The organism is Lentzea sp. NPDC058450, from assembly GCF_042721395.1.
In the GTDB taxonomy this organism is placed as follows: domain Bacteria; phylum Actinomycetota; class Actinomycetes; order Mycobacteriales; family Pseudonocardiaceae; genus Lentzea.
The window spans coordinates 74018-100729 of sequence record NZ_JBHXLO010000004.1; the positions used below are offsets into that span (position 1 = coordinate 74018).

Consider the following 26712-nt stretch of genomic DNA (forward strand, 5'->3'; position numbering starts at 1 on the left):
ATGACCACGACAAGACCCGAGGTCGACACCGACAAGCTCATGCAGTTCGTGTTCCGCGCCGTCGACGAGGTGGGCGCCACGCTCAACGCCGCGCTCGTGGTGATGGGCGACAAGCTCGGCTACTACCGCGCCATGGCCGACGGGGAACCGGTCAGCGCCGCCGAGCTCGCCGACCGGACGGCCACCGCCGAGCCGTACGTGCGGGAGTGGCTCAACGCCCAGGCGGCGGGCGGGTACGTCACCTACGACCCCGCCACCAGCAGGTATGCGCTGCCGATCGAGCACGCCGTGGCGTTGACGGTCGAGGACAGCCCGGCGTTCCTGCCCGGCATGTTCCAGATCGCGCTCGGCACCGTCCACGACGCCGGACGGGTGCTGGACGCGGCGCGCAGCGGGTCCGGCGTCGGCTGGCACGAGCACGACACCGACGTGCACGTCGGCTGCGAGCGGTTCTTCCGGCCCAACTACTCGGCCAACCTGATCGACGGCTGGCTCCCCGCGCTGGACGGTGTGGTCGACAAGCTCCGCGCCGGCGCACGGGTCGCGGACGTCGGCTGCGGCCACGGGGCATCAACGATCCTGATGGCACAGGCGTTCCCGGCCTCCACCTTCGTCGGGTCGGACTACCACCCGGAGTCGATCCAGGTCGCGCGCGAACGGGCGGAGGCCGCCGGGGTGAGCGACCGCGTCACGTTCGAGGTGGCGTCCGCCAAGGACTTCACCGGCACCGGCTACGACCTGGTGACCATGTTCGACTGCCTGCACGACATGGGCGACCCGGTCGGCGCCGCGCAGCACGTGCGGGACGCGGTGGCGGCCGACGGCACGTGGATGATCGTCGAACCGATGGCTGGTGACCGGGTCGAGGACAACCTCAACCCCGTCGGCCGCACCTACTACGGCTTCTCGACGCTGCTGTGCACGCCCGCGTCGCTGTCGCAGGACGTCGGTCTCGCGCTGGGCACCCAGGCCGGGCCCGCACGGCTGCGCGACGTCGCGGTCGCCGGCGGGTTCACCCGGTTCGCCGGTGTCGCGCAGACGCCGTTCAACCAGGTCCTCGAAGTCCGCCCGTGAACGCCGAGCCGCGCCCGGTGCGCGAGGCCGACCGCACCGGGTTCGCCGACCGCGCCGGGGTGCGGCTCGCGTTCCGGGTCTACGACAACCCAGGCAGGCCGACGCTGCTGCTCATGCCCACCTGGTCGATCGTGCCGTCCCTGTTCTGGAAGGCCCAGGTTCCCTTCCTGGCGCGGCACTTCCGGGTGGTGACGTTCGACGGGCGCGGCAGCGGCGAGTCCAGCCGGCCTGTCGGCTTCGAGTCCTATGTGGATTCGGAGTACGCCGAGGACGCGATCGCCGTGCTGGACGCCACCGACACCGCGCGGGCCGTGCTGGTGGGGTTGTCCCGTGGCGACGCGTGGTCGGTGCTCGCGGCGGCTCGCCATCCCTCGCGGGTCACCGGGATCGTCGCGATCGGGCCGGCCAGCGGGTCGCTCATCGGCGTTCAGGAGCTGGAGCGGGAAGCCTGGGAGGCGGAGGAAGGCGCGACGCCGTACAACCGGCACTGCTGGCTCGGCGGCGGCTACGACGACTTCACCTCGTGGTTCTTCGCGCGCATGTTCGCCGAACCCCACTCGACGAAGCAGATCGAGGACGCGGTGCGGTGGGCGCACGAGATCGACCCGGTCACGCTCGTCGACACGACCGCCGGGCGGTTGGCCTCGGGGTCCATCGAGGACGAGTGCAGGCGGCTCCGGTGCCCGGTGCTGGTGATCCACGGGACCGACGACCAGATCCGTCCGCACGCCATCGGCGCGCGCCTGGCCGAGCTGACCGGTGGCGACCTCGTGCTGATCGACGGCGCCGGGCACGGGGTGCACGCGCGCGACCCGGTCCGGATCAACCTGCTGATCAAGGACTTCGTCGACCGCGTGCACCCCGTCGCCCGGACCGTGCGGACGTCCCGGACCCGGCCGTTGCGGGCGCTCTACCTGAGTTCGCCGATCGGTCTCGGGCACGCCCGGCGCGACCTGGCCATCGCCACCGAGCTGCGCAAGCTGGAGCCGCGGCTGGAGATCGACTGGCTCGCCCAGCACCCGGTGACCGAGGTGCTCGGGCCCGCTCAGGAGCGGATCCACCCGGCGTCGGCGTGGCTGGCGAACGAGTCGGCGCACGTCGAGGAGGACTCCGGGGAGCACGACCTGCACGTCTTCGAGGCGTTCCGGCGGCTGGACGCGGTGCTGGTGAACAACTTCATGGTGTTCCAGGACCTGCTGGAGGCCGAGCCGTACGACCTCGTCGTCGGCGACGAGGCCTGGGACGTCGACTACTTCCTGCACGAGAACCCCGGGCTGAAGCGGTTCTCGTTCGCGTGGCTGACGGACTTCGTCGGCTGGCTGCCCATGCCCGACGGCGGCGCCCGGGAACAGCGCCTCACCGCCGACTACAACCTCGAGATGATCTCGCAACGGGCGCGGCTGCGCCGGGTGCGGGACCGGTCGGTGTTCGTCGGCAACCCGGACGACGTGGTCACGCTGCCGTTCGGGGAGGGGTTGCCGGCGATTCGCGAGTGGACGGAGCAGAACTTCGACTTCTCCGGCTACGTCACGGGGTTCGACCCACCGTCCGAACGCGCGTCGGCTGCGGTGCGCCGCCGGATCGGCGTTCGTGCGGGCGAGAAGCTGTGCGTGGTGACGGTGGGTGGTTCGGGGGTGGGGGAGTCGTTGTTGAGGCTCGTGCTCTCCGTTGTGCCCGAGGCGGTTCGACTCGTGCCAGGGTTGAGGTTTCTCGTCGTCACCGGGCCTCGGATCGATCCGTCGGCGTTGCCGGTGCATCCGGCGGTCTCGATCCGCGGGTTCGTTCCTGATCTGCCGCAGGTGCTCGCCGCGTGCGATGTGGCGGTGGTCCAGGGCGGGCTGACCACGTGCATGGAGCTGACCGCGGCCCGCCGCCCGTTCATCTACGTTCCGCTGCGGCACCACTTCGAGCAGAACTTCCACGTGCGGCACCGGCTCGACCGGTACGGCGCCGGCCGGCACATGAGCTACGAGGACGTGGCGGACGGGCTGGCCTCGGCCATCGCGGAAGAGCTGGGCCGTCGTGTTTCCTACCGGGAGGTGGAGCAGGACGGGGCGGCGCGGGCCGCCGCACTGCTCGCGGAGCTGCTCTAGTCCGCCCGGTCGTCCGCCGCGGCGGTCTGGGTCAGCACCGCCACCGTCTGCTCCAGCCCGCGTTGCACCTCGTCACCCCGCGCCTCCCGGACGCTGTGGAGGCTCACGGTGATCCGCGACCGTCCCGGCGCGACCTCCTCGACCTGCAGTTCGCCGTGGTAGTCGTCCGGACCTTCGGCACCCCACTCCAGGGTGCGGCGTTCCGCGTCGGGCCGCACCCACGCCTCGCCCTCCACGTGGTGGCCGTGCACCTCGGCCTCCACGTGGACCTGCTCGCCGCCTTCCGGTTCGGCGGCGGTCATCTGCGGGAAGTAGCGCGGCAGGTTGCGCGGCTCGGCCAGGAAACCGAACAGCGTGTCGGCCGGGATGTCCGCCTCAGCTGTGTGCGTGTACGTCGTCATGGCGGTCCGGGTACCCGGCCTTCTCGTGGGTGAACACGTCCCTGGTGTGCGCCACCTGTTCGTGCCACCCCCGCTGGTCGCGGCGGAAGATCGGTACGACGAACGCGCCGCCCACGTACAGCGCCACGATCGCCAGGTCCCACCAGCCGATGTTGATTTTCGGCGACACGACCGTCGCGTACGCCATGAAGCCGGTGAAGCCGAGCAGTTCGCGTGGGATGAGGAGGAGAGGGTTGGCGCGGGCGCCTGTTTCCGCTCGGATGCGGTAGTTGAAGAGGATGCCGCCGATGGTCATGCCGTTGGTTGCCGCCGGCAGGACGATGCGGAAGGCCGCCAGGACGCAGACCGCCCACAGCGGGTTGCTGTGCAGTACGAGCTTGGCGATCACGATCACCAGGACCAGTTCGGAGATCAGGCCCAGCAGCCTCCGCGGCACGGTCACGGTTCCCTGAGGCGCCTCGGACTCCTCTGACGAGGGGACTCGTGGGACCACGAAGGCGGCCGGGGCGAGCATCCAGCCCAGCAGGCCGCCGAAGGTGTTGGAGATCAGGTCGTCCACGTCGGCGATCCGGTACGGGCACGGGTAGAAGCCCAGGTTGCCGGTGTACTGGACCACTTCCACGGCCAGGGAGAGGCCTGCGGCGATGGCGATCACCGCCAGGGGGCCCTTGCTGTAGGCCTTGCGCAGGACTATGCCGAGGGGGACGAAGAGCGCGACGTTGAAGAGCTGCTGGAGGAAGGCCTGGGATTGGACCATGGCGGCTATGCCGTGCCGTCCGTAGGCCGCCATGTTGTTGCTCATGTCGGTGACCCACTGGAACGGGGTGGTGGACAGCATCTGGTCGCCGGTGCACAGGTTGGCCGGGTCTGTGGGGAAGGGGAGGAAGATCAGCGCCAGGGCTACCAGGCCGTAGAGGAGCAGGCCGTAGAGGACGAACGCTCGGCGGGGCTCTACTCGGCGGAAGCGGAAGTAGTGCAGGAGGATCAGGGGGACCAGGACCAGTAGTCCTACCCCTACGAACGCCAGGAAACCGGTTCGGGCGGTTTCCCAGTACGACGCCATCATGAGCGATCCAATGCCCGGTTTGGGGCTTGGTCAAACCCGAGTTTCTGTGGAATCCGTCGGATGGCGGCTGTGGGGTGGGCCGGTCGGGTCACCTTTGTTGTTTGGGCGCGTTGGGGTGCAGAGACCTTGGACGAGTGTTGGTTGCGTCATCGCCGCTGGCGCGTCGATAGAGATTGGGGCTTGACTTCGGGGCCCTTGCGAGGTGCTAGCTTCTCGCACCCAAAGTCAAGCCCCAATCTCTTTGCGGCGTGGGCGCGTTTGGGCAGGTACGTCACGTCACTACCGGTTGCCGTGGTGCGCCCAGGAAGGACGCCTCGCCTTCGGCATTGCGTTGAGGTCGGGTAGCTCGGCGGGGGCTACGGCGTCACCTTGGCGTTGGTCAGGCCCTTCTTGGCGCCTGTCACCGTGTTGGACGCGTAGACCACGTTGGGCTTGCTGGTGCACTGGGACAGCGTCGTGATCTTGATGGCGTACTCGCCGGAGTTGCCCACGTCCGACCTGTTGTTCTTCCAGGTGTTGCCGCAGCCGCTGAGGCCGCCGGTGATCTGGTGGGTCTCGTAGCCGTTGGCGAGGGTGCCCGGTTTGCGGAAGGTGCCTGTGTTGTTCTCCAGGAGGTAGCCGGAGCCCTTCACGTCCACCCAGGAGTCGGCGGAGTGCTGGCCTGAGATGCCTTGGCCGGTGAAGGTGTTGCCTCGGATCACTCCGTTCTGGGTGCCCTCCTTGATGTCGATGTGTTCGGCGGTGACGTTCGGGCCGATGGTGTTGTCGAGGACCTGGACGCGGTCGCTCTTGTCGGTGCCGTTGCTGTTGCCGTGGCACTCCCAGTTGGACTCGGCCGAGCCGATGTAGACGCCTTCGCCGTAGCCGGTTTGGACCAGGCCGGTGTCGGTGATCTTGGAGTTGCGGATGATGCTGTCCGCGGAGGACTTGCGGAAGTGCACGCCCTCCTCGTCGACGTGGTGGACGGTCACCCGGTCTATGACCGTGTGGTGGGAGTTGTCGGCGACGATGCCCTTCTTGGACTCCGCGACGGTGAAGCCGGTCAGGTTCCAGTATGGGGCGTTGGACAGCCAGAGGCCGTAGCCCGAGTCGTAGCCTGGCGCCGGTGTGGGGCAGTCCGGTGGGTCGCCGGACGGGCCGTCGTTGATCAGGATCGCGGTGGTGGGGCCGGTCAGGGTGATCGGCTGGGAGGACGTGCCTGGCTTTTGGGTGACGAACGAGCCTCGGTAGGTGCCCGCTGCCAGGGAGATGGTCGTGCCGGGGGTGGCGTTGGCCAGTGCGGTCTTGAGTTGGGCCGCGGTGGTGACGGTGACGGTCGCGGCTTGCGCTGCCGGCGTCCACTGGGTGGCCGCCAGCAGCGTTACCGCCACCGCGCAGGTTTTGCGGTACTGCAAGGAAACCTCCGTGGGTCAGGGCGGCGGAGGTGACTTAAGGAGCGACGAAGTTGCCGGACAGGATGATGAGCACCTGGAGGGTGATGCCGGTGCCGTAGTAGTCGTTCTTGTCCGGGCTGAACTTGTTGATCTGCGCGAAGAGCTTGTCGAGCCAGGCCTGGCTGCCCGGGTCGGTCATGGCGGCCACGGCGAACGGCGCGGTGAAGCAGGGGTGCTCGCCTGACTCGGTGGCGGTGCCGTTCAGCTTGTAGCCCGAGCCGATCTTGGCGGGGTCGCCGCCGGTCTTGGACTGGATCCAGGTGTTCATCTTGCGGACCTGGGCCTTCGCGGCGCTGTCGGACGCGGTGATGGCGTCGGCGCCGAGGCGCCACGGGTCGCGGCAGGCGTTCCAGCTGTAGGCGCCGTCGTAGGAGCCTTCGAGGAAGTTCGCCGGCGCGGGCTTGATGCTGCTGCTGTTCGTGTTCACCACGAAGTCGGGCAGCAGGCCGGTCGTCGACGAGAACTGCGACTGGAGCTTGGTGATCGCGTTCTCGTGCGTGGTGCGGACGCTGGTCCAGGTCGAGTCACCGGTGGCCTTGGCGAACGCCCGGAAGTGGCCCGGCATCCAGTCCGACGAGCGCGAGCTGTTCTTGTACTCGGCGTCGTTGCCCCAGTCGCCCAGCAGCATGAACTTCGAGCTGGAGTTGACCTCGGACGCCTTGATGGCGTTGATGACCCGCTTGGCCTCGGCCAGGTAGTTCACCGAACCCGAGGAGCCCCAGACCTTGTCGGCGACGAGCAGGCCGTACGCGATCTCCAGGTCGCCGTCGGTCGCGGAGTCGCTGCCGTTGACGCTCTTGCAGTTCGCGTCCTGCTCGGCCGCGTGCAGGTCCTTGTTGTTGACCGACGGGTGGGCCTTCACGAACTTCAGGATGCCGTCGAAGATCGCCCGCGCCTGGGGGTCCTTGGCGCCCATCATCGCGGCGATCGTCATGCCGTAGCCCTCGCCCTCGGCGACGTAGGCGTGGTCGGCGTCCTTGGACAGCACGGCATAAGTACCGGAACCGCACTTGGTGCTCAGGAAGTTCGTCTTCCAGAAGTTCCAGTACTTCATCAGCGCGGCGTCCTGCGTCGCCTGGTCGGCGGACGGGCGCAGGGTGCCGGGAACGTAGGGGGACGCCGCGGCTTTCGCCGCCACGGGGGCGGCGATCGCCGAGTGCGAGGTGAGGAGACTCGTGGCCGCTACAGCGGTCAAAGCCAGTGCTTGCAGGGTTTTGCGCATGTGTCCCTCGCTCGGTGTGACCGGTTTCTCTTGGAGGGCGGCGATTTTGGTGAGCGTGGCACACGTCTAGACCCTTGGTCAATATGATAGGAAACTTTACATACTATAAGCGAATTGTCTGGTTGGGACGTTTCGCGACGGGTTCAGCCTGCGAAACGGCCGATTGCGACAAAAGCCGCCAGAAGCAGCAGAATCACGTTGACGGGCAACGTCTTCGTCTCGTTGATCTTCAGGTGCACCCGCGTCGCGACGAGCTGGACGACGACGAGCCCGGCGGCGGCGATCGGCGTCAGGATCGGGGCGATGCCGGTCGCCCACGGCAGGACCAATCCCAGCGCGCCGAGCACCTCGACGGCGCCGATGCCCTTCACCGCCGAGTCGGAGAAGTCCTTCGCCCAGTTCCCGCTGCCGGACGCGATGATCTCCGCGCGCGAGCGGACCAGCTTCATCACGCCGCTGCCCAGGTAGGCGACGGCCAGCAGCACCTGGGCCACCCACAGTGCGATGTTCATTGCAGACTCCAATCCTTACGCCTTGTGCGTAGCCTCATGTTGTGTCTGCATTGAGGTCGCTGCAAAAGGCACAACCGTGTATGTGTCCAGGACAGGAGGTCCGGCTGTGACCGGGTTCACGCGTGCCGACGGCTGCCCGCCGCCCATGGACGACGGGGGCGCGGTCCGCCAGGTCCTCGACCGGATCGGCGACAAGTGGAGCCTGCTGGTCGTCGGCGCGCTGCGGGAGGGACCGTTGCGCTTCAAGGAGCTGGAGCAGACCGTCACCGGCATCTCGCAACGCATGCTCACGCTGACGCTGAAGCACCTCGTCGAGGACGGTCTCGTCAGCCGCACCGCCTACGCCGAGGTGCCGCCGCGGGTCGAGTACGAGCTGACCGACCTCGGGAAGACGTTGATGCCGCTGGTGATCGCGCTCGCCGAGTGGGCGCTGGAGCACCGCGACGAGATCAACGCGAACAGGAGCCGGTGATGCGCCTCGACCTCGACCGGATCCGCGCGGCCCGGCAGGTGATCGACCCGGTGTACCTGGACACCCCGCTGTTCCGCTGCGAGGCGCTCTGCCGTGCGCTGGGCTGCGCCGTGAGCGTCAAGCTGGAGACCGCGAACCCGGTGCGCAGCTTCAAGGGCCGGGGGACCGAGCTCGTCACCAGCGGTCTCGTCGAGCAGGGTCGCAGGGCCGTGGTGTGCGCCAGCGCGGGCAACCTGGGGCAGGCGCTCGCGTGGTCGGGACGACGGCGTGGCCTCGACGTGACGGTGGTGGCCTCGACGCGGGCACCCGTGGTCAAGCTGGACCGGATCCGCGCGCTGGGGGCCGAGCTGGAGCTGGTGGACGGCGACTTCGAGCTGGCCCGCCAACGGGCGGTGCGCATCGCGGCGGAACGGGACATCCGGTTGCTGGAGGACAGTCTGGACGTCGAGACGTGCGAAGGCGCCGCGACGATCGGTCTCGAGCTGGACGGCGAGTTCGACGCCGTGCTGATCGCGCTGGGCGGCGGCGCGATGGCCACGGGCGTGGGTCACGTCGTCAAGTCGGCCAGGCCCGGAGTCGAGGTGATCTGCGTGCAGCCTGAGCGCGCGCCCGCGTTGACGCTGTCCTGGCGCGAGCGGCGCGTCGTCACGACCGAGACGGCCGACACCATCGCGGACGGCGTGGCCGGGCGGTTCCCCATCGCGGAGGTGCTGGACGACCTGCTCGTCGTGGCGGACGACGCCGTGCTCGTCAGCGAGTCGTCGATCATCGCGGGAATGCGCCTGCTCTTCGAGCACGCCGGCCTGGTCGTCGAACCTTCGGCGGCCCTAGGCGTGGCCGCGGTCCTGGAGGACCGCGACCGCTTCGCCGGGCGGCACGTCGTCACCGTGATCTGCGGCAACAACGTCGACGCCGACGCCTATCGTCGTTGGGTCGGGTGACGCGTCACTCGAAGGAACAGCCGGGGTTCGGCGTGCTCACGGCCAGCGGGCCGCCCACCGGGTTCTGGTAGAGCACTTCCAGCACCACCGGGCCGGTCGTCAGGTTCCGTCCGATGTGGACGTACCCGGTGCCGTTGGGCTCGGTGATGAACTGACCGGGCCGGTAGATGCCGTCGATCGAGCAGTCGGACTCGTTGTGGGTCAGCACGCCCTGGGTGACCACGCCCTTCACCGGGCCGGGGTGGTAGTGCCAGCCGGTGGAGCCGCCCGGGGCGATGGTGATCTCGCGCAGCACGTACTGGGTTCCGCCGACGGTGTGGTCGAAGATCGTGACCGCGCTGACCCCGTACCCCGGTGTCGCGCCGGCGACTCCTGGGGACGCGGCGGCCGTCAGGCCGATGACCGCCGTGACCAGCGCGAGCCGGCGCAACGTCCGCATTGGACTCTCCTCAGACGAAGAACGGGGCAGGAACCTGCTCCGCCAGCATGATGCTCTTGAGCTGCGTGTACATGTCAAGTGTCTCCTTGCACACCTCGCGGCCCAGTCCGCTGTTCTTGTAGCCGCCGAACGGGGAGCCGTCGACGAGGTTCACGTACTGGTTGACCCAGACGTTGCCGGCCTGCAGGCGGTCGGCGGTGCGCATGGCGTTGCGCAGGTTCGAGGTGTAGACGCCGGAGGCCAGGCCGTACTCGACGTCGTTGGCCTGCTCGATCATCGTGTCGAAGTCGTGCCAGCGGAGGATCGACAGCACCGGGCCGAAGATCTCCTCCTGGGCGACGCGGGTGTCGTTGGACGTCTCGAAGATCGTCGGCTCGATGAACCAGCCCGCCTCGTTGCCGGGGACGTCGACGCGGCCGCCGCCGGTGACGAGGTTTGCCTCCGCGCGCCCCGCTTCGATGTACGAACTGACACGTTCGCCCTGCGTCTGCGAAACGAGACAGCCGAGGCGGGTGGCTGGGTCGAGCGGGGAGCCGACGCGGATGTTCTGGAACGCAGCGGTCAGGCGCGCCAGGAAGTCCGGGTAGATGTCGTCGTGCACGAACAGGCGGGTGCCCGCGAGGCACGACTGGCCGTTGCAGAACGTCGCGGCGAACGTCGTGTTGTCGACCACGGCGTCGATGTCGTCGATGTCCGGGAAGACGATGTTTGGAGACTTCCCGCCCAGTTCGAGCGACACGGGTACGAGCCGGGACGCGCCCGCGTGCGCGATGATCCGGCCGACCTCGGACGAGCCGGTGAACGCGAGCTTCGCCACGTCCGGGTGGGCGGTCAACGCGGCGCCCGCCGTCTCGCCGAAGCCGGGGACGACGTTGACCACGCCGGGCGGGAAGATCTCGGCCAGGTGCTTCGCCAGCTCCATTGTGGACAGCGAGGCGTTCTCGTCCGGCTTGAGCACCACGGTGTTGCCGGCGGCCAGCGCGGGCGCGAGCTTGAAGCTGACCATGATGGCCGGCACGTTCCACGGGATGATCTGGCCGACCACGCCGAGCGGTTCGCGCTTCGCGATCGCCCAGCCGCCGGGGACGGAGTTGGTCCAGCCGTCGTGGGTCATGATCGCCGCGGCGAAGAACCGGTACTGGCCGATCGCCTGCCGGTAGTCCTGCGGGAGCTCGAAGACCGTGCGGCCGATGTCGAGGGCGTCGATCCGGACGAGCCGGTCGGTGTTCTCCTCCAGCCAGTCCGCGACCTTCAGCAGCAGCCGCGCGCGCTGGACGGCGGGGGTGCGGGCCCACGCGGGGAAGGCGGCCTTCGCGGCGGCGACGGCGGCGTCGATCTCGGCCTGACCGGAGGCGGTGAGGTCGGCCAGGTGCTCGCCGGTGGCGGCGTTCACGGCGGGGAACGTCTCGGCCGTCACCGCCTTGAACTCGCCGTTGATGAGCGGTGGGTAGAGCGAGTCAATGGTCATAAACTATGACAATCACGCATCGTGACCACATCTGCCAATGCCTTTTTCGGCGTGAGGCATGCCCGTGAGAGGATTCCGGCCTCTTGGCGGGAGAACCGATGCTCTTACCTGACATCCTTCTGGTGCACGGCGCGTACCACGGCCCGTGGTGCTGGGAGTCGCTGGTCGCCGAGCTCAACCGGCTCGGCCGGACCGCGCGGACGGTCGACCTGCCGAGCGCCGGAACGCCTGCCGGGCTGCACGAGGACGCCGAGGCCATCCGGCACGCGATCACCGCCATCGACCGGCCGGTCGCCGTGGTCGGGCACTCCTACGGCGGCTTCCCGGTGACGGAGGCGACGGCCGGGGCGGCGCACGTGACGCGCCTCGTCTACCTGGCGGCGTGGATGGTGGAGCCCGGGACGTCGATCGCCGAGGTGGCGGGCCTGCCGTCGTTCGACACCGACCTGGTGCCGCCGCCGGTCGACGCGGTGGCCCAGTTCTACGGCGACGTCGACCCGCAGGTGGCCGAACGGGCCGTCGCCCGGCTGCGGCCGCAGAGCGCCAGGTCCGGCACGGACCGGCTGCGCGCGGCCGGCTGGCTCACGATCCCGTCCACGTACCTGGTGTGCGACAACGACAAGACGATGCCGCCGTCGTTGCAGGAGGAGATGGCCGCGCGCGCGTCGGTCGTGCACCACCTGCCGGCGTCGCACTCGCCGTTCCTGTCGATGCCCGGCCCGCTCGCGGTGCTGCTGCACCAGATCACGAAGGTCTAGGCGCGGGTCTTCTCGTAGTGCCGGGCCACGCGGGCGCGGTTGCCGCACACGTTGGCCGCGCACCACATCCGGCGCCGGTTTTCGGCCAGGAACAGCATCGAGCAGACGGGGTTGGCGCACGCGCGCAGCGACTCCAGCCGTGTCTGGTCGGCCAGCAGCCGGATCGCCTCGCCCGCGATCGCGGCCAGCGCGGGGTGTCCGTTGTAGTCGTCGTGCCAGCGGGTCCCGGCGCGCGCGTCGGCACCCCACCCGTCGAGCCGTGGGCTGGTCGGCACGGCCGCCGCGACCGCGTTGAGGTCCGCGATCAACGCCGGATCAGGCGCGGTCCCCGTCATGTGCGCGTCGAACAGGTTCCGCAGCAGGACCCGCAGCCGCCGGGTCGCGACCAGCGACGGCGGCGGCCCAGCCGGCACGCGATCCGCCTGCAACGCCCACCACTTCGCGTTGTCCTCCTCGTCCGGCAGGAGGTCCCTGACCGGGTCCAGGCACAACGCCTCCGTGTCCACCAGGTCGAGCGCGACGAGCGGCTCGGCCCCCATCGGGAACCCCGCCGCCTGGAAGTCCGCCAGTGTCGTCACACCCGCTCCTAACGGTTAGAAGTACATCTCACACGTTAGCAGATTTCCGCCAGGTGGCCTTGCGGCGCGTGACCTAACGTGTATACGGTCGGTTTACCCATTAGTCAGAACCGAGGGAGACCGACATGCCCGCCATCCGTCACCGCCACGTCGAGATCGACGGCCTGAAGGTGTTCGTCCGCGAGGCGGGGGACGCGGCCAGGCCGACCGTCCTCCTGCTGCCGGGCTATCCGTCGAGCACCCGCGCCTACGTGCGGCTGATCGACCGCCTCGCCGCGTCGTGGCACGTCGTCGCGATCGACTACCCGGGCTTCGGCTCGTCCGACCCGCTGCCCGGCGACCCCACCTTCGACCGGCTGGCCGACGTCACCGGCCGCGTGATCGACCAGCTCGGCATCGGCGACTACGCCGTCTACATGTTCGACTTCGGCTCGCCGGTCGGCTTCCGCGTGGCGCTAGAGCACGACCAGCGCGTGAAGGCCGTGATCACGCAGAACGGCAACGCCTACACCGACGGCCTCGGCCCGGACATGCAGGTGCTGAACGGCTGGTGGCAGGACAGGTCCGTGGACCAGGAGTCGGTCGACTGGGTCGTGAGCATCGACGGCACGCGGCACCAGTGGCTCACCGGCGCGAAGGACCCCGAGCACATCGACCCGGAGCAGGCGCTCGCCGACCAGGCCGTGCTCGACCTGCCCGGCCGCGCCGACTACATGAAGTCCCTGCTGTGGGACTACCAGACCAACCTGGAGCGCTACCCGGCCTGGCAGGCGTGGCTGCGCGAACGGCAGCCCGCCGTGCTCGCGGTCTGGGGCCGGCACGACACGTTCTTCATCCCCGCCGGAGCCGAGGCCTACCGCCGGGACGTGCCGGAGGCCGAGGTCGTCCTGCTCGACACCGGCCACTTCGCGATCGAGGAGGCCGCCGACGAGATCGCCGAGCACGTGCACGCGCTGCTGGCGAAGACCTTCGTCTGATCTGGGGCTATGCCCCGAGAGGCATGACCTGCCGCGAGAACGGCATTGGCGGAGCATGGCGGGCCCTGGCCACAGTGGTGGGCATGGAAATGATCCGCAACTTCGTCGGCGGCGCCTTCGCCGAGCGGGACGCGGCGTTCGGCGACGTCGACCCGGCGACCGGCAGGACGCACGCGATGGTGCAGGTCGCCGACGCGTTGCTGGTCGACCAGGCGGTCGCGGCGGCGGCGACGTCGGGCTGGGACCGGGTGCCGGTGCGGGAACGGGCCGCGGTGCTGCGGCGCGCGGCAGACGGCATCGAGGCGCGGTTCGAGGAGTTCGTCGCGGCCGAGGTCGCGGACACCGGCAAGCCCGTCCAGCTCGCCCGCGACCTCGACGTGGCCCGCGCGGTGCACAACTTCCGGACGTTCGCGGACGTCGTGTCGGCGGCCGGGCAGGAGTCGTTCCTCACCGACCTCGCCGACGGCAGGCAGGCGTTGAACTACGCCGTGCGCAAGCCTCTCGGCGTGGTCGCGGTCATCGTGCCGTGGAACCTTCCACTCCTGCTGCTTACGTGGAAGGTGTCGGCGGCGCTCGCGTGCGGCAACAGCGTCGTGGTCAAGCCGAGCGAGTTCACGCCCGGCACGGCGACGTTGCTCGCCGAGGTGCTCAGGGACGCGGGACTGCCTGCCGGCGCGTACAACGTGGTGCACGGTCACGGTGACATCGGTGAGCTCCTGGTCGGCCACGCCGGCATCGACGGGGTGACGTTCACCGGCTCCACCGCGACCGGCACCCGCGTCATGCGGTCCGTCGCGCCGCGCGTGCGGCCCGTGTCGTTCGAGCTCGGCGGCAAGAACGCGGCGATCGTGTTCGACGACGTGGACCTCGACGAGGCGCTCACCGGGCTGAGCCGGGCGATCTTCACCAACACCGGCCAGGTCTGCCTCTGCACCGAACGCGTCTACGTGCAGCGGTCGATCTTCGCCGACGTCGCGGACGGTCTCGTGGAACGCGCACGGGCGTTGCGGCTCGGCGATCCCAACGACGAGGCGACGACGACCGGTCCGTTGATCTCGCAGCAGCATCGCCGCAAGGTGCTCGACTACCTCGCGCTCGCCGAGGAGTCCGGCGCGAAGGCGATCACCGGCGGCGGCATCCCGGACATGGCCGAGGACCTGCGCAACGGCTCGTGGATCGAACCGACGCTGTGGACCGGGCTCACCAACGCCGACCGCGTGGTGCGCGAGGAGGTCTTCGGCCCGGTCGCCGCGCTGATCCCGTTCGACGGCGAGGACGAGGCCATCGCGCTCGCCAACGACACCGACTACGGCCTGGCCGCGTCGGTCTGGACGAACGACCTGCGCCGCGGCCACCGCGTCGCCCAGGCGATGAACGTCGGCATGTCGTGGGTGAACACGTGGTTCCTGCGCGACCTGCGGTCCCCGTTCGGCGGCATGGGCATGTCCGGCATCGGCCGCGAGGGCGGCGAGTCGTCCCTGCACTTCTACACCGAACCCACGAATGTGTGCGTGCAGCTGTGAACATCGCCGAGACCCTCCACAAAGCACAGACGACGGCGACCGAGGTCCCGAGCTTCGGAGACCTCACGGTGGACGAGGCCTACGCCGCCCAGCACGCGCTCATCGCTCTCAAGGAACGCGACGGCGAGACCGTCACCGGCGTGAAGCTCGGTTTCACCAGCGAGGCCAAGATGAGGCAGATGGGCGTGTCCGAGGTGATCGTCGGCAGGATCACCGACGCGATGGACGGCCGCACCAGCACGAACCTCATCCACCCCAAGGCCGAACCGGAGATCGCCTACCGGCTGGCGCGCGACGTGGACGGCAGCACACCGATCCTGGAGTGCGTGGACGCCGTCGCGGCCGCGATCGAGATCATCGACTCGCGCTACGAGAACTTCCGCTTCACCTACACCGACGTCATCGCCGACAACACCTCCGCCGCCGGGTACGTCATAGGCGCGTGGCAGCCCATGACCGACGTCAGCGACCGGGCGGTGCGGCTCACCGTCGGGACGTCCGCGGTTGAGGGCTCCACCAGTGCGATCCTCGGTGACCCGGCGAACGCGTTGGTGGCGTTGGAGGAGGTGGCTCGCAAGCGCGGGATTCCGTTGAAGGCGGGATACGTCGTCCTCGCCGGCGCGGCGACCGTCGCCCTGCCGCTGACGGACGGCTACGTCGAGTGCTCGGTCGACGGGCTCGCCCCCGTCTCGTTCGAAGGACGGTCGCGATGACAGCGCGCACGATCACCGGACTCGCCCGCCCGCGCGGCCGGTTCCCGCACGTGAAGGTGGCAGGCGACCTGGTGTTCGTCTCCGGCACGAGCTCCCGGCGTCCCGACAACACGTTCGCGGGCGTCGAGGTCGACGAGCTCGGCACCACGAACCTCGACATCCGCGCGCAGACCAAGGCCGTGATCGAGAACATCGCCGCGATCCTCGCCGAGGTCGGCTGCACGCTCGCCGACGTCACCCAGGTGACCACGTTCCTGGTCTCCATGAACGACTTCGGCGGCTACAACGAGGTCTACGCCTCGTTCTTCGACGAGAACGGTCCCGCCCGCACGACCGTCGCCGTCCACCAGTTGCCCCACCCGCACCTGCTGATCGAGATCCAGGCGATTGCCCGCCTGCCTGAGGAGAACCGATGACTCTGCCGCCCGTGATCAACTTCCAGGCCTGGATCGACGAGAACCGGCACCTGCTCAAGCCCCCGGTCGCCAACAAGACGATGTCTCTCGGCGACGACTTCATCGTGCAGATCGTCGGCGGTCCCAACAGCCGCACCGACTTCCACCACGAGCCCTACGAGGAGTGGTTCTACCAGATCAAGGGCGACATGCACGTCAACGTCATGACGAAGGAGGGCCCCGAGACGGTGCACATCCGCGAGGGCGAGACGTGGCTGCTGCCCGGCAACACCCCGCACTCGCCGCAGCGCCCCGACCCCGACTCGATCGGCCTCGTGATCGAACGCGTCCGCGAGGAGGGACAGCTCGAACGGTTCCAGTGGTACTGCCTGAGCTGCTCGACCCTGCTGCACGAGATCGAGCTGCAGGTGCGCGACATCGTGGCCGACCTGCCGCCGGTGTTCGAGAAGTTCTACGCCGACACCGACGCCCGCACGTGCTCGAACTGCGGCGCGCTGCACCCCGGCAAGGGCTGACCATGGGCATCATCGACGTCCACACGCACTACGTTCCGCAGTCCTGGCCCGCGCTTCCCGGTCCGGACGCGCCTTGGCTGCGGGTCGAGTCGGCGTCCGACGCCATGATCATGATGGGTGCCCGTGAGTTCCGGCGCGTCCAGTCGAACTGCTGGGACGCGTCGCTGCGGCTCGCGGACATGGACGCCGACGGTGTGGACGCGCAGGTCGTCTCGCCCACGCCGGCGTTCTTCTCCTACGGCCTGCCCGCGGGGGAGGCCGCCGAGGTCGCGCGGATCTTCAACGACCTCGCGCTGGAGATCGTGGCGCCCGCGCCGGACCGGCTGATCCCGTTCTGCCAGGTGCCGTTGCAGGACCCGGACGAGGCGTGCCTCGAGCTGGAACGCAGTGTGGCCAACGGTCATCGCGGTGTCGAGATCGGCAACCACGTCGGTGATCTCGACCTCGACAGCGAGGGCGTGGTCGCGTTCCTCCAGCACGCGGCCTCGCTGGACGTGCCGGTGTTCGTGCACCCGTGGGACATGGCGAGCACGCCGCGCAACGACCGGTGGATGGCGCAGTGGCTGACCGGCATGCCGGCCGAGACGCACCTGTCCGTGCTCGCGCTGATCCTCGGCGGGGTGTTCGACCGGATCGACTCGCGGCTGCGGATCTGCTTCGCGCACGGCGGTGGTTCGTTCGCGTTCTGGCTGGGGCGCACCGAGAACGCGTGGCACCAGCGCCACGACGTGATCGGCACGTCCGAGTTCCCGCCGTCGCACTACCTCGGCCGGTTCTACGTCGACTCCGTGGTGTTCGACGAACGCGCGTTGCGGCTGCTGGTCGAGACCGTCGGCGTCGACCGGGTCGTGGTCGGCAGCGACTACCCGTACCCGCTGGGGGAGCGGCCCGTCGGCGGGGTCGTGACGAAGAGCGCGTTCCTCGACGACGCGCAGCGCGAGCTGATCTCGCGCGGCAACGCCCTGCGGTTCCTGGGTTAGCGTCCGTCCATTTCGGACGCGATCGCCGTCAGGCACTCGATGAACGCCTCGGCGGACGGGCTCAGCGTGCGGGACGGCAACGTCAGCCCCACGCTGTGCCCGACCTGGTCGAGCTGGACCTGCAGCCGGGTCAGGCGCTCGTCGTCGACCGTGATCAGGCTCGGGAGAGCGGCGATGAAGTCGTTCTCCACCAGCAGTTCCCGCACGATCAGGAACGACGTCGTCTCCACCCGGTTGACCGGCAGCGCGATCTCGTGGCGGGCGAAGAACTGCTCCAGCTCGCGCCGCAGCACCGTCTCCGCACCGGGCATGATCCACGGGTGCTTCGCCAGGTCGGCGGGCCCGACCTCCCTGCCCGCCAGCGGATGCGTGGTCCGCACGACGAGGTGCACCGCCTCGTCGTAGAGCTTGCGCCGTTCGAGCTGCTCGTCCGACGGGGCCGTGAGCCGCCCGACGATCATGTCGACGCGCCCGGCCGCCAGGTCCACGAGCAACGGCTCCGGCGCGGCCTCCCGCACGATCACCGTCAGGTTGGGCCTCTTGCGCTTCATCGCGGTGATGGCCCTGGGCAGCAACACGTTGGTGCCGGCCAGGTGCGTGCCGACGACGACCGTGCCGCGTTCGGCCTCCGCCAGCTCCACCAGGTGCCGGCCAGCCTCGGTGAGCTGGGCGAGCACGGCCCTGGCGTGCTCGCCGAACGCCGACCCGTAGACGGTGGGCGTGATGCCGCGCGGGCCGCGGTCGAACAGGGTGACCCCGAGGATCTCCTCCAGTTCGTGCAGGCCGCGGGTGACGACGGGCTGGGTGACGTGGAGGGCGGCGGCCGCGCCCACGACGGTGCCCTGGCGGAGGAGTGCGTCCAGCAGCACGAGGTGGCGCAGCTTCAGCCTGCCGTCGAGCAGCCGGGGGGTTTTCATGATCCGACCCTACGCGCCTGAGGGGATGCGGGCCGGTGCGCGCGCAGGGGTGCGTTGGGGCTTCCGCACGGCCGTTCGCGGCGATACTGCCCATTCGCTTTTCGTTGCCCGTGCGGGGCCAAAACGATTTTGGAGTCTTCTTGGAGCTTTCTTGGTGTGCGCGGGCAGACTCCAGGTTGTTCGAAGTTCACCGGAGGGAGGAGTTCTCATGCAGAAGCCCAAGGCCAAGATGAAGCGAATCACCATTCGCAAGGTCGGCCCGGTTCGCCTCACGGCGGCCGCGTGCTCGCAGTACAACGTCAAGCCGGCCTAAGGCGGGACGCGGATGCGCTGGGCTCGCGTGCCCAGCGCATCCGACTTCGTCGCAGGGGGAGGAACGTCGTGACCGAGTTCGATCTGGACCGGCCGGTGCCATTGCACCCGCTGGTGTTCCTGGAGGACGGCGACGAGGTGACGATCGGCCGCGCCGACGTCGACTCGTACGGCATCTTCCCCGGTGAGGGCGCCGCACTCGTGCGGCGGCTGGTCGACGGCGACACCCCGCGCGAGGCGGCGGCGTGGTTCGAACGCGAATACGGGGAAGAGGTCGACGTCGAGGACGTCCTCGCGGGGCTGGAGGAGCTCGACCTCATTCGCGGCACCGGCGAGGTGGCCGTCGAGAAGGCACCCGTTCGTTTCAGCGATCTCGGCAAGGCGTTGTTCTCGCCGTTCGCCTGGGTCGTTTACGCGGCTTTGACGCTCTGGGGACTGTCCGCGATGGTGTTCAACGCGGATCTGCGGCCGACTTATCACAACATCTTCTTCTCCGACTATTACATGGTCATTCAGGTCGGATTGTTCCTCGCCGCGATTCCGCTGTTGTTCCTGCACGAGTCGTTCCACGCGCTGGCGGGGCGGCGGCTGGGCGTGCGATCGCGGTTGCGAATAGGGCGGCGGCTCTACTTCATCGTGCTCGAGACCTCGCTCGACGGGCTCGTCGCCGTCCCGCGGAGGCAGCGTTATCTGCCCATCGTGGCCGGGCTGCTGGCGGACGTGCTCGGCATCGCCGCGTGCACCGTCGCCGCCGACCTGACCCGGCACCCGGACGGATCGCTGAGCGGTCTCGGGCGGTTCCTGCTGGCCGTCGCGTTCGCCGCGCTGCTGCGGGTGATCTGGCAGTTCTTCCTGTACCTGCGCACGGACATCTACGTGCTCGTCAGCACGGTGCTCGGGTGCGTCGACCTCCACGGTGCCGCGATCCAGATCTTCCGCAATCGGCTGCGCCGGCTGTTCGGGCGGCCGGAGACGGACGAGGAGCTGCTGCACCCCGTCGACCGCAAGGTCGGGCGCTGGTACTCGTGGCTCGTGGTCGTCGGGTACACCGCGAGCCTCACGACGTTCGTGCTGGCCGGCGCCCCCGTGCTCTACCGGTTCGTCACCGGCGTCATCGGGCGGCTCACGGGTGACGGCGTGCCGACGGCCCAGCTGCTCGACTCGATCGTCTTCGGCGCCGTGGCGCTCGCGCAGTGCGCGGTCCTCGGCTGGCTCATGGTCCGCGAACGGGTCAAGGCGCGCCGCGACCGTCGTCTGCACCACGTCATTCACTGAAAGGACGCACCATGGACAGCCGCTACTGGATCCGCGCCGACCGGCGGCGCGACCGGGCTCACGCCCTCGCCGCACTGGAGCTGCCGCCGGTCTGGGCGGTCCTCGACGCCCACCGGCGGCTGCGCGGACCGTACACGGCTGCGGGCGCGTTGTTCCGCCAGATCGCCGACGACCTGCTGGAACGCTGCCCGGAACTCGCGGAGCGGCACAACATCGAGCTGCTGACGACCACGCCGGAGCTCGCGGGACGGGTGCCGAGCGCCTGGCACACGCTCGAATGGGCCGTGCAGGACAGCGAGCGCACCCGCTACTACTCGCGGCTGCACACCCGCAACATCGCGAACGGCCTGGCCGAGCTGCTGCGCGACTACCTCACCGCCCTCGGCGGCGGGCCGCGCACGCTCGTGATCGAGAACGCGCACGAGGCCGACGCGTCCGACCAGGAGTTCATCGCGGTCCTGCTGCGGCGCGGGGACATCCCGGACCTGACCGTCGTCGTCGGCACGAGCCGCGAGCCGCTCGTCGACCCGCGCGGTGAGATCGACGTGTCGCTGGCGCAGACGATCGCCGCGCACGCCCAGGCCGTGGACGCCGAGCCCGGGCAGGACCTGCCGCTGACCGGTGACCTCGCGCAGGCCTATGTGGACAGTGACGGCACCGACGACGACCCGCGGCTGCGTGCCGCCTACCTGGAACTGCCGGCCGAAGCCCGTGCCGCCCTGCACGACGCTCGTGCCGCGGCGCTCGCCGAGTCCGACGACTTCTCGTTGCGGCTCGGCGCGATCCCGTTCCACCTGGAGCACGGCAGTGATCCCGCCGGAATCGGCGCGCGGGCGTTGCGTGTCGCCCTGGACCACTGCCACAAGGTCGGGCTCTACCAGGCCGCCGCGGACCACGGCCTGCGCGGCCGGGCGGCGGCGGACCGCGAGGCCGACCCGGACCTGTGGTGGCACCTCACCTTCCAGACCGGCATCGTGCTGGCCGCCGTCGGCCGCGCCGCCGAGGCCGAGACGCTCTACGTCGAGGGACGCGCCGCCTCCACGGACGCGGGCATCCACCTGGAGCTGGCCTACTCCACGGCCATGCTGCACGCCCGGCACTACTCCGAGGCCGAACGCGACTACGTGCGCGCACGGGCGTGGATGAACCTCGCCATCGCGATCGCGTCCCAGCTGACCGACCCGAAGAAGGAAGCCTTCCAGTCCGTCTTCACCCGCAACGGCCTCGCGCTCGTCGAGGTCCGCGAGCAGAAGCCGCAGGTCGCGCTCGACCTGGTCAACGAGGGGATGGCCCGGCTCGACCGCGACCTCGAACCGGACGAGCACGTGCTGCACCGGCTCGTGCTGCGCTACAACCGGGCGCAGGTCTACGGCGCGATGGGCAGGCTCGACGACGCGCTCGCCGACTACAGCTACGTGCTCGAACGCGACCCGAACTTCCCCGAGCACCACTTCAACGTCGGCAACGTGCTGCGCAGGCTCGGCCGCGACGAGGAGGCGGTCGAGGCCTACCGCGAGGCGCTGAGGCTCTCGCCGCCGTTCCCCGAGGCCTACTACAACATCGGTGACGCACGACTGGCGCTCGGCGACGTCGAGGGCGCGATGGAGGACTTCGGTTACGTCATCGAGCTCGACCCGAAGCACGTCGACGCGCGCATCAACCGCGCCGGGTACCTGCTGGCCCAGGGCGACCTCGACGGGGCGTGGCGCGACGTCGCCGCCGCTCTCGAACTCGCCCCGGCCAACGCGCACCTGTTGTGCCTCAAGGGCCAGCTGCTGGTCGAGCGGGACGAGTACGCGGCGGCCTCCGAGGCGTTGGCGCAGGCGGTGCAGCGCAACGACAAGCTCGCCGAGGCGTGGGCCATCCGCGGCACGATCGCGGTGGCGTCCGGCGAACTGACCGACGCCATCGACTACCTGAGCCGGGCTCTGACGCTCGACGACAACCCCGAGGTCCGCTACAACCGCGCGATCGCGTACGAGGAGTCCGGCGAGCTCGCGGCCGCGATCCTCGACTACGACGCGGTGCTCGCGGTGACCGACGACGAGGACGCCCGCGAGCGCAGGGAACTCTGCGCCGCGGCGTCGGTCGGCTAGGGGAAACGCCGTGACAGCAACGGAGAACGTGGCCACCGGACTCCCGGTGGCCGCGTTCACCGACGCCATGAGCCGGCTGGTCTCCGGCCTCGCCGTCGTCACGACGCGGCAGGAGGGCGGCCGGCCGTGCGGGCTCCTGGTGTCCTCGATCTGTTCGTACAGCGTGGATCCGCCGTCCGTGCTCGTGGTGGTCGATCACGCGTCGCGGTGCTGCGAGCCGTTGACGCTCAGCGCGGAGTTCGGTGTGCACGTGCTCGGCAACGCGCAGGAACGCACCGCGCGGACGTTCGCGAGCCGCGGCGCCGACAAGTTCGCCGACGTCGTGTGGGCGTGGGACGGGTCGGTGCCCCGGTTGTGCGCGGCGCCGATCTACCTGCGCTGCACCACTTCCGCCGTGATGGACCACGGCGACCACACGATCCTGATCGGTGAGGTGACGCGGGCGGAGGTCCAGGAGGCGGAGCCGCTCGTCTTCTACCGCCGTCTCTTCGACTGGAGGCTACGGGGAAACGGTGTGCGCCAGCTGTAGACCGGTGAGCACCCGTTCGTGCCGGTGCTCCCGGTCGAACGGGTCCTCGCCGTTGAGGATCACCTGGTGCATGGCCCGCAGCCGCGGCCCCGGTTCGATGCCGGCCTGACTCGTCAGCAGCCGGTACGCCCGCGCGTACGCCGTCAGCGCGTCCGCGCGGCGTTCGGCCTGGCACAGTGCGAGCATCAGCTGTTCGTGGAATCGCTCCCACAACGGGTAGGTCCGGCACAGCTCCTCCAGGTCGAACACGGCCAGGTGCCCGTCGCCGTTGCAGAGCATGACGTCGAACCTGTTGCGCAGCAGTTCGAGGTACTCCTTCTCCAGGCGGGCGATGTCGTGCTCGAAGATGCCCGTCTCGCGCAGGTCCATGAGCGGTGCGCCGCGCCACAACGCCAGTGCGGCGGCGAACTTCTCCCGCGCGAACTGGCAGTCGTTGGTGGCCATGGCGAGCTGCCCCTGCCGTGCCAGTTCGCGGAACCTGGTCAGGTCCAGCTGGTCCGGCTCCAGGCTGAGCACGTAGCCGGAGGGACGGGTGTTGAGCATGGGATGCGACGTGCGCGAGTTCCAGCCCGGAGCCAGAACGCGCCGCACGGACGTGACGTAGCCGTGCAGTGCGGCTACTGCCGAACGGGGTGCGCCGCGGGTCCACAGCTGGTCCACGATGCGACTCGTCGGCACGAACTCGTTGGCGTGCAAGGCGAGCAGTGCCAGCAACGCGCGTTGCTTCAACGCCGTCGGGGTGCAGCGGCGGTTGCCCCGCGTCACCTCGAACGTGCCGAGGACCCGGAACCGCGGCGGTTCGTCTCCCGTTGCCACGTGAATCGCCGCCTCCCGGTATGTCCGACTCCGAGAGTGTTCACCAGGCGACCGTCAGTTAGGTAGTGCTCACCTGGAAACTGCCGGTCCGACCTATGGCACGCTCGGCCAGGTGACCGGGAGGCCGTCCGTCGGGCCGGGGATCCCGTTCCTGGCAAAGGAGATCCACGAGGCGCGCAGGTCGCGGCCGAGCCGATCCACGTCCTCCCAAGGCATGTCACCGAGCATCGGCGACCCCGCCCACGCCCGTGCGGACCCCAGCAGCAGCGGCAACTCGACGCAGTGCGTCGCCCCGTAGACGGAACCGGCCGGGCGCCAGGCGTTGTAGTAGGTGAACACCCGTGCGCCGCGTTCCTCCATCCGGTGCGCGAAGTCGTCGTCCGCGAACACGCCGCCGTCGCGTTCGCCACCGAACGCCGTCATCTCGTCGGCGTTCCACCCGTGAACGATCTCGACACCGGTCAAGTCCTTTGGCTCCCAGGGCGTGACGACGGGCCGGAAAGCCGGTGCCACTCCCGGGTGGCGGCGGGCGATCTCCGTTTGGGCGTGCACGATCTCGGTGGGGGAAGGGGAGAACAGCAGTCCGCGCAGCAGTTCGGCGAACTCGGCACCGGTCTCGGCGGCCTCGGTGCGGGCCAACGGGTCGACGCCGTGCGGCAGGCTCTGCAGGACCGCGCGCCGGAACAGCCGTTCGGGGTGGTCGAGCAGCAGGAGGACGGACATCGCGCCCGCCGACTGCCCGAACACCGTGACCTGCTCCGGATCGCCGCCGAACCGGTCGACGTTGTCCCGCACCCACCGCAACGCCTCGACCTGGTCGAGCAGCCCGAGGTTGCCGTCGCTCACGTCGTCCGCGACGAGGAAACCCAATGCGCCCAAACGATAGTTCACGCTCACCACGACCACATCGCCCTCTTCGGACAACGCCGAGCCGTCGTACCAGTCGAGCAGGCCCGCTCCGCTGCTGAACCCGCCGCCGTGCAGCCACACCAGGACCGGGCGCCGGCCCTGGTCGTACGCGGGTGTCGAGATCGACAGGTTCAGGCAGTCCTCGCCCTGCGGGCGGTCGTCGCGCGGCGGTCCCATGACGGCTTCGAGTCTCGATCGCGGCTGCGGGCTGATCTGGCCGGACGACCTCTCCGTGCGGGACCGCACGGGCGTGGCGAAACGGGTGGCGGTGGCGTAGCGCAGGGGACCGGTTCGGACTGTCACCACCCCACCGTCCCGCCTCAAGCCATGCGCGGCAAATGCGGAATCTGGCTGCCGGTATAGCCGTGCGGGCATGGCGAGGGCGCTGATCGGTATTTGTGCGGCTGTGCGACCCAGGTCACGCTTTCGGCCAACACACCCCGTCAACCCGACCTGGGCAGGCCACCATGAGTGAACGAGCCGCCACGTCGCAACGGAAGGTCGCGCTCGCGACACTCACCGGCGCGACGCTGGAGTGGTACGACTTCTTCTTGTACGGCACGGCTTCCGCGCTGATCTTCAACAAGCAGTTCTTCCCGTCGCTGTCGCCCGCGGCCGGAACGCTGGCCGCGTTCAGCACGTTCGCCGTCGGGTTCATCGCCCGGCCGCTCGGCGGACTGGTCTTCGGTCACTACGGCGACCGCATCGGCCGCAAGATGACACTCGTGGTGTCGTTGGTGCTGATGGGAATCGGCTCGACGCTGATCGGCGTGCTGCCCGGCTTCGCCACGATCGGCGTGTGGGCGCCGATCCTGCTGGTCGCGTTGCGCGTCGTGCAGGGCATCGGCCTCGGCGGTGAGAACGCGGGCGCGAACCTGATGGCTTTGGAACACGCGCCGTCCGACCAGCGCAACAGGTACGCCGGCTTCCCGCAGATGGGCACGCCGGCCGGTCTGGTGCTGGCCAACACCGTCTTCCTGATCACCAGCACGGTGATGCCCGCCGCGGCCTTCACGTCGTGGGGCTGGCGCATCCCGTTCCTGCTCAGCGCCGCGCTGGTGGTGGTCGGCCTGGTCATCCGGATGAGGGTGACCGAGACCCCGTCGTTCGCGAAGGCGGTCGAACGCCGTGAGATCGTGCGCTTCCCGTTGAAGGAGGCGCTGTCGGTCGGCGCGGGCAAGCTGGTGCTGACCCTGGTGCTCAGCATCGCGAACTCCGCGGTGGCCTACCTGTTCCTGGTCTTCAGCCTCTCGTACGGCACCGCGCAACTGGGGCTTAACCGGCAGTTCCTGCTGATCACCGTCACGATCGCGGCGGCGCTCTGGCTGTTCACGATTCCGGTGTGGACGTCCATTGCGGACCGTCGCGGGCGGCGCGGCATGTTCCTGTGGGGCTCGGTGGCGCTGCTGGTGTGGGCGGCCGCGTTCTTCCCGTTGCTCAACACGAAGAGCACGGCCGTCATCATCGTCGCGCTGGTCGGCATGGGCCTGATCATCCCGATCACCCACTGCGTGCAGGGGGCGATCGTCGCGGACACCTTCCCGGCCAACGTCCGCTACTCGGGCTCGTCGCTGCTGCTGCAGCTCGCGGCCCTGCTCGGCGGTGGCCTGGCGCCGCTCGTGTCCACGGCGATCCTGAACGAGACCGGCGCCACGACCGGCGTCAGCGCCTACATCACGGCGGTGTGCGCGCTGAGCCTGCTGGCCGCGGTCCTGGCGTTCCGGACGTCCCCGGTCCCGCGCCGGGTCGACGCCCCGGTGACCGCCTAGCGGAGGGCTGCCTCGATCGCCTCGGTGATCGCGGCGTCCTCAGGCTCGGTGCGCGGACGGAAGCGCGCGAGCACCTCCCCGTCCCGCGAGACCAGGAACTTCTCGAAGTTCCACTGCACGTCACCGGCGGTGCCGTCGGCGTCGGCGTGCCTGGTCAGCTCCTGGTAGACCGGGTGCTGACCAGGCCCGTTGACCTCGATCTTCTCGAACAGCGGGAACGACACCCCGTAGGTGGCGGAGCAGAACGTGGCGATCTCCTCGGACGTGCCCGGCTCCTGGCCCATGAACTGGTTGCACGGGAAGCCGACCACGGAGAAGCCCTCGGCCCCGTACTTCGCCTGCAGTCGCTCCAGGCCCGCGTACTGCGGGGTGAGGCCGCAGCGGGAGGCGACGTTGACGACGAGCGCGACCTTGCCCTTGAGCGCGCTCAGGTCGCCGGGCTCGCCCGCGAGGGTGTGGACCGGGATGTCGTAGATCTCCATGGCCTTGAACCTAGTTCATGGGGAAT

General features: G+C 69.4%; 27 protein-coding genes. 15 read left to right on the forward strand and 12 right to left on the reverse strand.

Translation table 11 applies throughout. The features are described 5' to 3' along the window. Both ACFWNN_RS08475 and ACFWNN_RS08480 read left to right on the forward strand, forming a co-directional pair. Positions 1-1074 (forward strand): class I SAM-dependent methyltransferase, encoded by a 1074-nt coding sequence (locus ACFWNN_RS08475; protein ID WP_382439231.1) that lies wholly within the window; start codon positions 1-3, stop codon positions 1072-1074. Continuing rightward, complete coding sequence (locus ACFWNN_RS08480) at positions 1071-3167, forward strand: alpha/beta fold hydrolase (RefSeq protein WP_382439232.1); 2097 nt, start codon at positions 1071-1073, stop codon at positions 3165-3167. Before ACFWNN_RS08475 ends, ACFWNN_RS08480 begins: the two co-directional genes overlap by 4 nt. On the opposite strand, the gene ACFWNN_RS08485 is transcribed toward ACFWNN_RS08480, so the two are convergent. From ACFWNN_RS08485 to ACFWNN_RS08505, 5 genes are all read right to left on the reverse strand, one after another. After that, positions 3164-3568 (reverse strand): SRPBCC family protein, encoded by a 405-nt coding sequence (locus ACFWNN_RS08485; protein WP_382439233.1) that lies wholly within the window; start codon positions 3566-3568, stop codon positions 3164-3166. The two genes, ACFWNN_RS08480 and ACFWNN_RS08485, sit on opposite strands and share 4 nt — an antisense overlap. Then, the gene (locus ACFWNN_RS08490) at positions 3543-4634 is read right to left on the reverse strand and encodes a VanZ family protein (RefSeq protein ID WP_382439234.1); all 1092 of its coding nucleotides are present in this window, start codon (positions 4632-4634) and stop codon (positions 3543-3545) included. The genes ACFWNN_RS08485 and ACFWNN_RS08490 overlap by 26 nt, the downstream gene beginning before the upstream one ends. Before the next feature lie 356 nt (positions 4635-4990). Further along, on the reverse strand, positions 4991-6028 hold the full coding sequence (locus ACFWNN_RS08495) for a right-handed parallel beta-helix repeat-containing protein (RefSeq protein ID WP_382439235.1): 1038 nt from the start codon (positions 6026-6028) through the stop codon (positions 4991-4993). A 34-nt stretch (positions 6029-6062) separates the two neighbouring features. Continuing rightward, positions 6063-7289 carry a glycosyl hydrolase family 8 gene (locus ACFWNN_RS08500; protein ID WP_382439236.1) on the reverse strand — a complete coding sequence of 409 codons (1227 nt, stop codon included), beginning with the start codon at positions 7287-7289 and terminating at the stop codon, positions 6063-6065. A gap of 143 nt (positions 7290-7432) precedes the next feature. After that, positions 7433-7801: a DoxX family protein gene (locus ACFWNN_RS08505; RefSeq protein ID WP_382439237.1), complete on the reverse strand. Its 369-nt coding sequence runs from the start codon at positions 7799-7801 to the stop codon at positions 7433-7435. 106 nt (positions 7802-7907) lie between these two features. On the opposite strand from ACFWNN_RS08505, the gene ACFWNN_RS08510 reads away from it, so the two are divergent. Together ACFWNN_RS08510 and ACFWNN_RS08515 are read left to right on the forward strand one after the other, a co-directional pair. Further along, positions 7908-8273 carry a winged helix-turn-helix transcriptional regulator gene (locus ACFWNN_RS08510; protein ID WP_382439238.1) on the forward strand — a complete coding sequence of 122 codons (366 nt, stop codon included), beginning with the start codon at positions 7908-7910 and terminating at the stop codon, positions 8271-8273. Beyond that, positions 8273-9214, forward strand: a complete 942-nt coding sequence (locus ACFWNN_RS08515) for a threonine/serine dehydratase (RefSeq protein ID WP_382439239.1) — start codon at positions 8273-8275, stop codon at positions 9212-9214. The genes ACFWNN_RS08510 and ACFWNN_RS08515 overlap by 1 nt, the downstream gene beginning before the upstream one ends. A gap of 4 nt (positions 9215-9218) precedes the next feature. Here ACFWNN_RS08515 and ACFWNN_RS08520 read toward each other — a convergent pair whose 3' ends face one another. After that, positions 9219-9653, reverse strand: a complete 435-nt coding sequence (locus ACFWNN_RS08520; protein WP_382439240.1) for a cupin domain-containing protein — start codon at positions 9651-9653, stop codon at positions 9219-9221. 10 nt (positions 9654-9663) lie between these two features. Then, positions 9664-11121, reverse strand: coding sequence for an aldehyde dehydrogenase family protein (locus ACFWNN_RS08525; RefSeq protein WP_382439241.1), 1458 nt, complete (start codon positions 11119-11121; stop codon positions 9664-9666). 98 nt (positions 11122-11219) lie between these two features. On the opposite strand from ACFWNN_RS08525, the gene ACFWNN_RS08530 reads away from it, so the two are divergent. Further along, positions 11220-11879, forward strand: coding sequence for an alpha/beta fold hydrolase (locus ACFWNN_RS08530; protein WP_382439242.1), 660 nt, complete (start codon positions 11220-11222; stop codon positions 11877-11879). On the opposite strand, the gene ACFWNN_RS08535 is transcribed toward ACFWNN_RS08530, so the two are convergent. After that, positions 11876-12457 (reverse strand): CGNR zinc finger domain-containing protein, encoded by a 582-nt coding sequence (locus ACFWNN_RS08535; RefSeq protein WP_382439243.1) that lies wholly within the window; start codon positions 12455-12457, stop codon positions 11876-11878. The genes ACFWNN_RS08530 and ACFWNN_RS08535 overlap by 4 nt on opposite strands. Before the next feature lie 125 nt (positions 12458-12582). On the opposite strand from ACFWNN_RS08535, the gene ACFWNN_RS08540 reads away from it, so the two are divergent. The 6 genes from ACFWNN_RS08540 (at position 12583) to ACFWNN_RS08565 (ending at position 17581) form a co-directional block, all read left to right on the forward strand. Further along, positions 12583-13434, forward strand: a complete 852-nt coding sequence (locus ACFWNN_RS08540; RefSeq protein WP_382439244.1) for an alpha/beta fold hydrolase — start codon at positions 12583-12585, stop codon at positions 13432-13434. Between the two features lie 83 nt (positions 13435-13517). Further along, entirely contained in the window at positions 13518-14957 is a 1440-nt protein-coding gene (locus ACFWNN_RS08545) for a 2-hydroxymuconic semialdehyde dehydrogenase (RefSeq protein WP_382439245.1), read from the forward strand. Next, the gene (locus ACFWNN_RS08550) at positions 14942-15670 is read left to right on the forward strand and encodes a 2-keto-4-pentenoate hydratase (RefSeq protein WP_382439246.1); all 729 of its coding nucleotides are present in this window, start codon (positions 14942-14944) and stop codon (positions 15668-15670) included. Before ACFWNN_RS08545 ends, ACFWNN_RS08550 begins: the two co-directional genes overlap by 16 nt. Continuing rightward, positions 15667-16086, forward strand: coding sequence for a RidA family protein (locus ACFWNN_RS08555; protein ID WP_382439247.1), 420 nt, complete (start codon positions 15667-15669; stop codon positions 16084-16086). Before ACFWNN_RS08550 ends, ACFWNN_RS08555 begins: the two co-directional genes overlap by 4 nt. Further along, complete coding sequence (locus ACFWNN_RS08560; RefSeq protein ID WP_382439248.1) at positions 16083-16601, forward strand: 3-hydroxyanthranilate 3,4-dioxygenase; 519 nt, start codon at positions 16083-16085, stop codon at positions 16599-16601. Before ACFWNN_RS08555 ends, ACFWNN_RS08560 begins: the two co-directional genes overlap by 4 nt. A 2-nt stretch (positions 16602-16603) precedes the next feature. Next, on the forward strand, positions 16604-17581 hold the full coding sequence (locus ACFWNN_RS08565) for an amidohydrolase family protein (RefSeq protein ID WP_382439249.1): 978 nt from the start codon (positions 16604-16606) through the stop codon (positions 17579-17581). Here the strand turns inward: ACFWNN_RS08565 and ACFWNN_RS08570 are convergent. After that, positions 17578-18498 carry a LysR substrate-binding domain-containing protein gene (locus ACFWNN_RS08570; protein WP_382439250.1) on the reverse strand — a complete coding sequence of 307 codons (921 nt, stop codon included), beginning with the start codon at positions 18496-18498 and terminating at the stop codon, positions 17578-17580. The genes ACFWNN_RS08565 and ACFWNN_RS08570 overlap by 4 nt on opposite strands. Positions 18499-18879: 381 nt before the next feature. Here ACFWNN_RS08570 and ACFWNN_RS08575 point away from each other — a divergent pair, with 381 nt between their 5' ends. The 3 genes from ACFWNN_RS08575 to ACFWNN_RS08585 are packed head-to-tail and all read left to right on the forward strand — an operon-like array spanning position 18880 to position 22710. Further along, positions 18880-20085, forward strand: coding sequence for a hypothetical protein (locus ACFWNN_RS08575; RefSeq protein ID WP_382439251.1), 1206 nt, complete (start codon positions 18880-18882; stop codon positions 20083-20085). Positions 20086-20096: 11 nt separating this feature from the next. Further along, positions 20097-22181 (forward strand): tetratricopeptide repeat protein, encoded by a 2085-nt coding sequence (locus ACFWNN_RS08580; RefSeq protein ID WP_382439252.1) that lies wholly within the window; start codon positions 20097-20099, stop codon positions 22179-22181. A gap of 10 nt (positions 22182-22191) precedes the next feature. After that, complete coding sequence (locus ACFWNN_RS08585; RefSeq protein ID WP_382439253.1) at positions 22192-22710, forward strand: flavin reductase family protein; 519 nt, start codon at positions 22192-22194, stop codon at positions 22708-22710. On the opposite strand, the gene ACFWNN_RS08590 is transcribed toward ACFWNN_RS08585, so the two are convergent. Continuing rightward, positions 22681-23526: a BTAD domain-containing putative transcriptional regulator gene (locus ACFWNN_RS08590; protein ID WP_382439254.1), complete on the reverse strand. Its 846-nt coding sequence runs from the start codon at positions 23524-23526 to the stop codon at positions 22681-22683. The genes ACFWNN_RS08585 and ACFWNN_RS08590 overlap by 30 nt on opposite strands. Positions 23527-23619: 93 nt before the next feature. Further along, positions 23620-24738 (reverse strand): carboxylesterase family protein, encoded by a 1119-nt coding sequence (locus ACFWNN_RS08595; RefSeq protein WP_382439255.1) that lies wholly within the window; start codon positions 24736-24738, stop codon positions 23620-23622. A 164-nt stretch (positions 24739-24902) separates the two neighbouring features. Between ACFWNN_RS08595 and ACFWNN_RS08600 the strand changes: the two genes are divergently transcribed. Continuing rightward, positions 24903-26204 (forward strand): MFS transporter, encoded by a 1302-nt coding sequence (locus tag ACFWNN_RS08600; RefSeq protein WP_382439256.1) that lies wholly within the window; start codon positions 24903-24905, stop codon positions 26202-26204. On the opposite strand, the gene ACFWNN_RS08605 is transcribed toward ACFWNN_RS08600, so the two are convergent. Then, positions 26201-26686, reverse strand: coding sequence for a glutathione peroxidase (locus ACFWNN_RS08605; protein ID WP_382439257.1), 486 nt, complete (start codon positions 26684-26686; stop codon positions 26201-26203). The genes ACFWNN_RS08600 and ACFWNN_RS08605 overlap by 4 nt on opposite strands. Positions 26687-26712 lie beyond the last annotated feature (26 nt).